General features: G+C 68.1%; 6 protein-coding genes. 4 read left to right on the forward strand and 2 right to left on the reverse strand.

The annotated features are described in order from the left end of the window. Positions 1 to 80: 80 nt before the first annotated feature. Together COGEMETH_RS24890 and COGEMETH_RS24895 are read right to left on the reverse strand one after the other, a co-directional pair. The gene (locus COGEMETH_RS24890) at positions 81 to 641 is read right to left on the reverse strand and encodes a DUF6931 family protein (RefSeq protein ID WP_238185345.1); all 561 of its coding nucleotides are present in this window, start codon (positions 639 to 641) and stop codon (positions 81 to 83) included. 10 nt (positions 642 to 651) lie between these two features. Continuing rightward, positions 652 to 2,442, reverse strand: coding sequence for a type VI secretion system Vgr family protein (locus COGEMETH_RS24895; protein ID WP_238185346.1), 1,791 nt, complete (start codon positions 2,440 to 2,442; stop codon positions 652 to 654). A gap of 156 nt (positions 2,443 to 2,598) precedes the next feature. Here COGEMETH_RS24895 and COGEMETH_RS24900 point away from each other — a divergent pair, with 156 nt between their 5' ends. The 4 genes from COGEMETH_RS24900 (at position 2,599) to tssC (ending at position 6,963) form a co-directional block, all read left to right on the forward strand. Continuing rightward, on the forward strand, positions 2,599 to 3,150 hold the full coding sequence (locus COGEMETH_RS24900) for an OmpA family protein (RefSeq protein WP_238185347.1): 552 nt from the start codon (positions 2,599 to 2,601) through the stop codon (positions 3,148 to 3,150). A 13-nt stretch (positions 3,151 to 3,163) separates the two neighbouring features. Beyond that, a complete protein-coding gene (locus tag COGEMETH_RS24905; protein ID WP_238185348.1) occupies positions 3,164 to 4,474 on the forward strand; it encodes a type VI secretion system protein TssA in 1,311 nt (436 codons plus the stop codon). Positions 4,475 to 4,659: 185 nt separating this feature from the next. Beyond that, complete coding sequence (tssB, locus tag COGEMETH_RS24910; RefSeq protein ID WP_238185349.1) at positions 4,660 to 5,187, forward strand: type VI secretion system contractile sheath small subunit; 528 nt, start codon at positions 4,660 to 4,662, stop codon at positions 5,185 to 5,187. Between the two features lie 264 nt (positions 5,188 to 5,451). Next, entirely contained in the window at positions 5,452 to 6,963 is a 1,512-nt protein-coding gene (gene tssC / locus COGEMETH_RS24915) for a type VI secretion system contractile sheath large subunit (RefSeq protein ID WP_238185350.1), read from the forward strand. Positions 6,964 to 7,058 lie beyond the last annotated feature (95 nt).

The raw sequence follows: 7,058 nt of genomic DNA on the forward strand, positions 1-7,058 counted from the left end.
GCGGGCCACCCTCCCCCACGGAGGGGGGAGGGAACCGCGCTGCGCGCGGACGGCCCATCGCATCGCACCGAAAAAGCCACTCACCCCTCCCCGCCGCGTGCGCGCATCAGCGGCACGCCGATGTCGATGGTGGCCTGCAGGCGGCCGGAGCGCTCGCGGGCGTTGACGGTGGCGAGCGCCACCAGGATCGCGGTCCGCACCGCCTTCGGGGTCATCTCCGGGGTGGCCGGCACCACCGCGTGGGCGCTCGGCGCGACGTTACCCCCCGACCAGCCGGCCGCCAGGGCCACCCAGGGCGTGGCGAGCCGCCGGTTGCCGGACATGCCGAGCCGCAGGGCCTCGCGCCGGCGCAGGTCGTCGGGATCGCGCACCCAGGCTTCCGCCGCCTGGAGCGGCGCGTCCTCCTGGCCGGCCGCGATCCGCAGGAGCAGGCGCACGCTCTGGGCCGCCCACCACACCGCCTCCCGGCGGCCCAGCGCGTAGGCCAGGAGGCTGACACCGTCCTCCGGCGTGCCGCTGCGCCGCAGGCCCTCCAGGTAGACCAGGGGGGGCGCGTCGCTCGGGCCCGCGCTGATGTCGCGCTCCGCGCTCGGGAACGCCTCGAAGATCTCCTGCGCGGTGCTGAAACGGGAGCCGCCCACCAAGCCCTCGTCAGTTCAGGGTGATCATGGGGGCTTTTTCCTCGATCAGCGCGGTGCCGTGCACCGTGATCGTGCCGGCCTCGATGGTGATCGAGGCCGGGTCCATGGTGATCTTGCTCGCCCCCACTTCGAGCACGATCTTGGTGCCCGCCTTGATGTGGACCTCCTGGGCGATCTCGACCTTCCAGTTGCCGCTCTCCACCGCCAGCTTCTCGTCGCCGTTCTTGAGGGTGGTCGAGCGCGAGGGCGCGCCGCAGGGCGGCGAGAAGGCGACGCCGATCTCGCGGGTCTCGCTGTTGCGCACCACCGATTCCAGGTCCTTCTCCGCGCGCATGGCGATCTTCTCCGAGGACTTCTTGTCGTCGAAGGTCAGCACGTTGTATCCGCCGTGCCCCTTGGTGGAATCGGACTTCATCCCCGAGACGGTCTTCTCGTCCGGCAGCTTGTAGGGATAGGGATAGTCCTTGTTGTAGACGGTGCCGACGACGAGCGGCTGGTCGGGGTCGCCCTCAAGGAACTGGACCACGACCTCCTGGCCGACGCGGGGGATCACCTGGAAGCCCCAGGACTTGCCCGACCACATCTGCGCCACGCGCACGGGCCGCGAGATCCGGTCCTTGTCCCGGTTCCAGTGGAACTGGATGAAGATGCGCCCCTCCTCGTCGACGTCGATCTCCTCGCTCTCCTTGCCCTTGCGCGTCACCACCAGGGCGGTCTGCGGGCCGTAGACCCGCGGGCGCGGGGTGAGCAGCGGGGCCCGGAACGGCCGGTCGACGGGCTGCAGCTCGTAGACGCCGGAATAGACCTCGCCGGGGCCGGCCCCCTCGTCCCCGCTGCGGTAGGTCTCGGGGGCGATGACGTGGCGGGCGGAGACCACGAGGTACTGGCCGTCGTCGGTGGGGTGCTGGCGGATGGTGACGAGGCCGCCGGGATGGAGGCTTGCCGCATCGCCCGAGACCGAGCGGCGGTGGTCCTGCGCCTGCTCGGCCTCCAGCCGCACCTTCGTGCGCTGCTTGCCGAGATCGTGCTCGGTGTGGCGGCCGGGATAATCGTAGGATTCGAGGCCGCCCTTCTCGTAGCGGGCCGAGCCCTGGCTGTCCGCCTTCAGGTTGGCGGTGGGCTTCATGTAGTCGAAGTCGTTGGTGGAAAACTTGCCGGTGCGGAAGCTGCGGGTCGCCCGCCATGTCGAGACGTGCTCGCGCTCGCGCCGGTCCTGGCCGCCGAGCCGGAGGAAGGGGATGGTGCCGCCGCCGCCCTTCACCGGCTTGTGGCAGGAGCGGGAATCGGCGAGCACCAGTTGATGCTTGCTCTCGCTGTGCTCGTGGAAGGTGTAGATCCCCCATTCCTCCAGCAGGCGCGAGACGAAGGCGAGGTCGGTCTCGCGGTACTGCACGCAGTACTCGATCTTCTCGTAGTCGCCGCGGCTGGCCTTGACCTCGAAATCGCGGAAGCCCGCGTCCTTGAACACGTCTTCCACGATGTCGACGACGGTCTTGTCCTTGAAGATCCGGCAGTTGGCCCGGCGCCCGAGCAGCCAGAACCAGGGGCGCATGGTGAAGCGGTAGGCGTAGGTGGCCTGCTTGATGCCGGTCCAGACCGCGTCCACGACGATCCCGTTGAAGTAGCGCTCGACCCCGTCGTAGGAGCGGAACTTCACGTGGGCGTTCTTGCCGAGGAGCTTGTCGAAATCGAGGTTCTGGTCGTTACAGACGGCATCGACCTTGTATTCGAAGATCGCGCTCAAGCCTTCCTCGGCCTCGAAATGCGTCAGGACGAATTTATCACGGCCGATCGGCGTCACCAATTCGGCGACCCGGCCGGTTTGAGAGAATTGGTCGGGAATTCCTGAACTCACATCTCGACCCAAGCTGGATTTTGGTTCGTCGTCGCGCTACAGCATCCGTCTCGCATGGCTCTGGACCATCTTATCGCTGGGCTTCGACATCAGATGTGCGCCATGACCACTCCGGCTCGACTGTCCCTGATCCTCCCGGCCCTCGCTCTGGCGGGCCTGGCCGCTCTCGCCGGCGCCGCCTTGGCCGATCCCTCCTACAAGGCGTCCGACATCGTCTCGCACTTCTCGCCGGGGGGTAAGCTCGGCGAGGCGCGCGCGCTCTGCATCGGGACCGAGACCGAGTGCGCCAAACAGATACCAGAGCGGTCCAAGCCTGTCGACGGCTTCGATCTGCGCATCAACTTCGACTACAATTCCGCCACCCTGACCCCGCCCGCCCGCGCCAACCTGGACGAGTTCGCCCGCGCCCTGAAGGACCCGCAGCTGTCGTCCTCCCTGTTCGTGGTGGAGGGGCACACGGACGGCACCGGCAGCGACGCCTTCAACCTCGACCTGTCGATGCGCCGGGCCAACGCCGTGGTGGAGTACCTCAAGGCCCACGGCGTCGGCGGCCCGCGGCTGGAGGCCAAGGGCTACGGCAAGCTCAAGCCCCTGGTGCCGGACCCGGCCGCCAGCGAGAACCGGCGCGTCGAGACCCGCCTGAGAACGGACTAGGGCCGGCCCGCCCGTGGCCCTGTCCATCGATCCGGCGGCGCTGACCGGGCCGCTCTCGCCCGACGAGCCCTGCGGCCCCGACCTGGAGGAGGCGGGCGACCTCGACTTCCTCAACGGGCTCGCCCACGCCGAAGGGCTGCTGCCGTCCGCGTTCTTCAGCCGGGACGACGAGGGCCGGCTGCAACCCTTCGACCGGTCGAGCATCGATTTCGGCCGCGAGACCAAGGCGCTCCTGGCGCTGCTGGCCCGCACCCGCGACGTGCGCATCCTGGCGCTGCTGGCCCGCCTTGCCATGCTCGACCGGGACCTGGCGGGCTTCGCAGGCGTGCTCGGCGCCATCGCCACGTTGCTGGAGACCTGCTGGGCCGACGTCCACCCCCGCGGCGAGGGGGGAGGCTTCGAGCTGCGCTCGGCCATCCTCCAGGCGCTCGACGACGTGCCGACCGTGATCCTGCCGCTCCAGCACGTGGCGCTCGCCCAGAGCCGCCGCCACGGGGCGATCACCTTCCGCAGCGTGATGATCGCCGACGGCGAGGTGGCCGCCCGCGAGGACGAATCGGCCCCCGACCGGGCGGGCATCGAGCGGGCGATCGAGGAGGCCGAGCCGGAGGCGCTGGCCGCACGCCGGGAAACGGTCTCCGCGGTGGCCGAGGCCGTCGCCCGGATCGGCGCGGCCACGCTTGGCCAGGGCGGCTACGGCAACGCGGTCAACCTGGAGCGCCTGGGGAGCCTGTCGGGGCGGATGCGCGACCTGCTCGCGGCTGGTGTGCAGGCGCCCGTCGCAGCCGTCGAGGACGGCGCCGAGGACGCGCCCGAGGCGGCGACGGCGGAGGCAGCCCCCCGCGTGACCGGGCGCCTGGCCAATGTCGGCGAAGCCTCGGCGGCGCTGGCCGCGGCCGGCCTCTACCTGCGCACCGAGGAGCCGTCGAGCCCGGCCGAGGTACTGGTGCGGCAGGCCCAGATGCTCGTCGGCAAGTCCTTCCTGGAGGTGATGCGCATCCTGGTCCCGTCCTACGCCGCGGACGCGACCATCGCCATCGGCGCCAACCGCGGCCTGCGCCTGAGCTTCGACCAGCTCTCGGCCGTCCCCGACGACTCGGCCGAGCCGGATGCCGAAGAGACAAGTGAAGCAGCGCCGGCCCGGACCTTCCGCGCCGGCACGCGGGCCGAGGCCATGGCGCTGATTCGCGAGGCCGGAAACTTCTTCCGCAGCCACGAGCCGTCGAGCCCGATCCCCCTCCTGCTTGAGAAGGCCGCGGGCATGGCCGACCGGGACTTCCTGGCGATCCTCAAGGACGTGCTGCCAGACCTGAACGCCAATTGAGCTTTTCTACATGACCAAGCCGGCCGAAGTTCTGGCAGGACCAGTGCTTGCCCCTTGCGTGGCGGTGTAAAATCTGGTGGACTGCTTTTGGTTGCGTCGGCGACGATGCGGGCCCGGCGGGTCCGGCTCCCAATCGTGCGGCCCATGCGTTCCGGACGGCCACCACGTGCTGGAAAGCCACCGACATGTCCGATTCGAGCCACAAGTTCATCAAGCGCAACCGGCCGCCTCGGGTGCACATCACCTATGAGGACCCCTACGACGCCGAGCGCAAGATCGAGCTGCCCTTCGTCATGGGCGTGATGTCGGACCTGTCGGGGAACGCCTCGACCGTCGAGAAGCCCGATATCGCCGACCGGAAGTTCACCGACTTCGACATGGACAACTTCGACCAGCGCATGGCCGCGATCGATCCGGGCGTGCGCTTCAACGTGCAGGACCGGCTGTCGGACAGCGATGCCAAGCTGTCGGTGGAACTGCACTTCAAGAAGATGGACGATTTCGGGCCGGCCGCGATCGCGCGGCAGGTTCCGCCGCTGGCCAAGCTCCTGGAGGCGCGCGAACAGCTCGCCAACCTCCTGCGCTACATGGACGGCAAGGTCGCCGCCAGCGACCAGATCAAGGCGCTGCTGAAGGACCCGGCGCTGATGGCGACGCTCAAGGAGCGCCTCGCGGCACCGGCCGAGGACGCGGGCGAGAAGCCCGTTTCTTGAGAGCCTGTTTGAGTCCTGAACTGCAATTCAAGCAATAAGGTTGGCCCATCGAACGCGTCTCCCAATCCATTCCCCTCATCCTGAGGTGCTTCCACGCAGTGGAAGCCTCGAAGGAGCCCTCCGGAAGTCTCGGCACGCGCTGGAGGTCTCCTTCGAGGCTGCTTCGCAGCACCTCAGGATGAGGGGATTTGTGGGACGCGAGTATCCAAACAGACTCGTTAGACAGCCCAGAATCTTCCCCACCCAGCTTCGAGAGTCGCGACGATGGCCGCAGACAGCACCGAGCTTGCCAAGGACTCAGCCTCCGCCGGCGTCGAGACGGCGGAGGCCAACGAGTTCACCAGCCTGCTCAAGCAGAGCTTCAAGCCGCGGACCGAGCGCGCGGCCACCGAGGTCGAGAACGCCGTCGGCACCCTGATCCGCGAGGCGCTCTCCGACCAGAGCCTGATCAAGGACGACGTCCTCGACACGATCGAGGAGATGATCGCCCGCATCGACCAGAAGCTCACTGCCCAGGTCAACGCGATCCTGCACACGCCGGAATTCCAGAAGATCGAGAGCGCGTGGCGCGGCCTCAACTACCTCGTCTTCAATTCCGAGACCGATACGACCCTGAAGATCAAGGTCATCAACGTCTCCAAGCAGGAGGTCTCCAAGAACCTCCGGCTCTATCCGGGCGCGCGCTGGGACCAGAGCCCGCTGTTCAAGAAGGTCTACGAAGCGGAGTTCGGGCAGCTCGGCGGCGAGCCCTACGGTTGCCTGATCGCGGATTACTACTTCAGCCACCTGTCCCAGGACGTGCAGCTGCTGCGCGAACTCGGCAAGGTGGCCAGCGCCGCGCACGCGCCGCTGTTTGCCGCCGCAGATCCGACGCTTCTCGGGATGGACGCGTTCACCGAACTCGCCAACCCCCGCGACCTCGCCAAGATCTTCGACACGCCGGACTACGTGCAGTGGAAGGGCCTGCGGGACTCCCCCGATTCCCGCTACGTCGGCCTGTGCATGCCCCGCGTGCTGGCCCGCGTGCCCTACGGCGCCAAGACCGAGCCGGTGGACGAGTTCGCCTTCGAGGAGGAGACGGACGGGCATGCGGGCGAGAAGTACGCCTGGATGAACGCGGCCTACGCCATGGCCGTCAACATCAACCGCGCCTACAAGGATTGCGGCTGGACCGTGCGCATCCGCGGCGTCCAGTCGGGCGGCGAGGTGGTCAACCTGCCGAGCCACACCTTCCCGACCGACGACGGCGGGATCGACCTGAAATGCCCCACCGAGATCGCGATCAGCGACCGGCGCGAGGCGGAACTCGCCAAGTCCGGCCTGATCCCGCTGATCCATCGCAAGAACACCGACAAGGCCGCCTTCATCGGTGCCCAGTCGGTCTACAAGCCCAAGCAGTATTACGGCGAGAAGGGCGTCGAGGCGACCGCCTCCGACAACCTGTCCTCGCGCCTGCCCTACATGTTCGCCGTATCGCGCTTTGCCCACTACCTGAAGTGCATGGTGCGCGACAAGATCGGTTCCACCAAGGAGCGGGCGCAGCTTACGCGCTGGCTGCAGGAATGGATCAACGAATACGTGGACGGCGACCCGACGAATTCCAGCGAGCACACCAAGGCCCGCAAGCCGCTGGCCGCCGCGCGGGTCGACATCTTCGAGGACGAAGAGAATCCGGGCTACTACTCGGCCAAGTTCTATCTCCGGCCGCACTACCAACTGGAAGGGATGGACATCGGCATGAGCCTCGTCTCACGCCTGCCCGCTCCCAAGCAGTAGGGCGCCACGGTCGTTTCCCTCTCCCCCCTGCGGGAGAGGGTGGCCCGCGAGCTAGGTCGGGAGAGGGGAGCGACGCTGCCGGATACGGCGCTCCC

This window comes from Methylobacterium trifolii (assembly GCF_022179685.1).
Taxonomy (GTDB): domain Bacteria; phylum Pseudomonadota; class Alphaproteobacteria; order Rhizobiales; family Beijerinckiaceae; genus Methylobacterium; species Methylobacterium trifolii.

Excerpts from the sequence above, each read along its gene's own strand:
- COGEMETH_RS24900 (WP_238185347.1), top strand. The coding sequence starts at position 2,599 with ATGACCACTCCGGCTCGACTGTCCCTGATCCTCCCGGCCCTCGCTCTG.
- tssB (WP_238185349.1), top strand. The coding sequence starts at position 4,660 with ATGTCCGATTCGAGCCACAAGTTCATCAAGCGCAACCGGCCGCCTCGG.
- tssC (WP_238185350.1), top strand. The coding sequence starts at position 5,452 with ATGGCCGCAGACAGCACCGAGCTTGCCAAGGACTCAGCCTCCGCCGGC.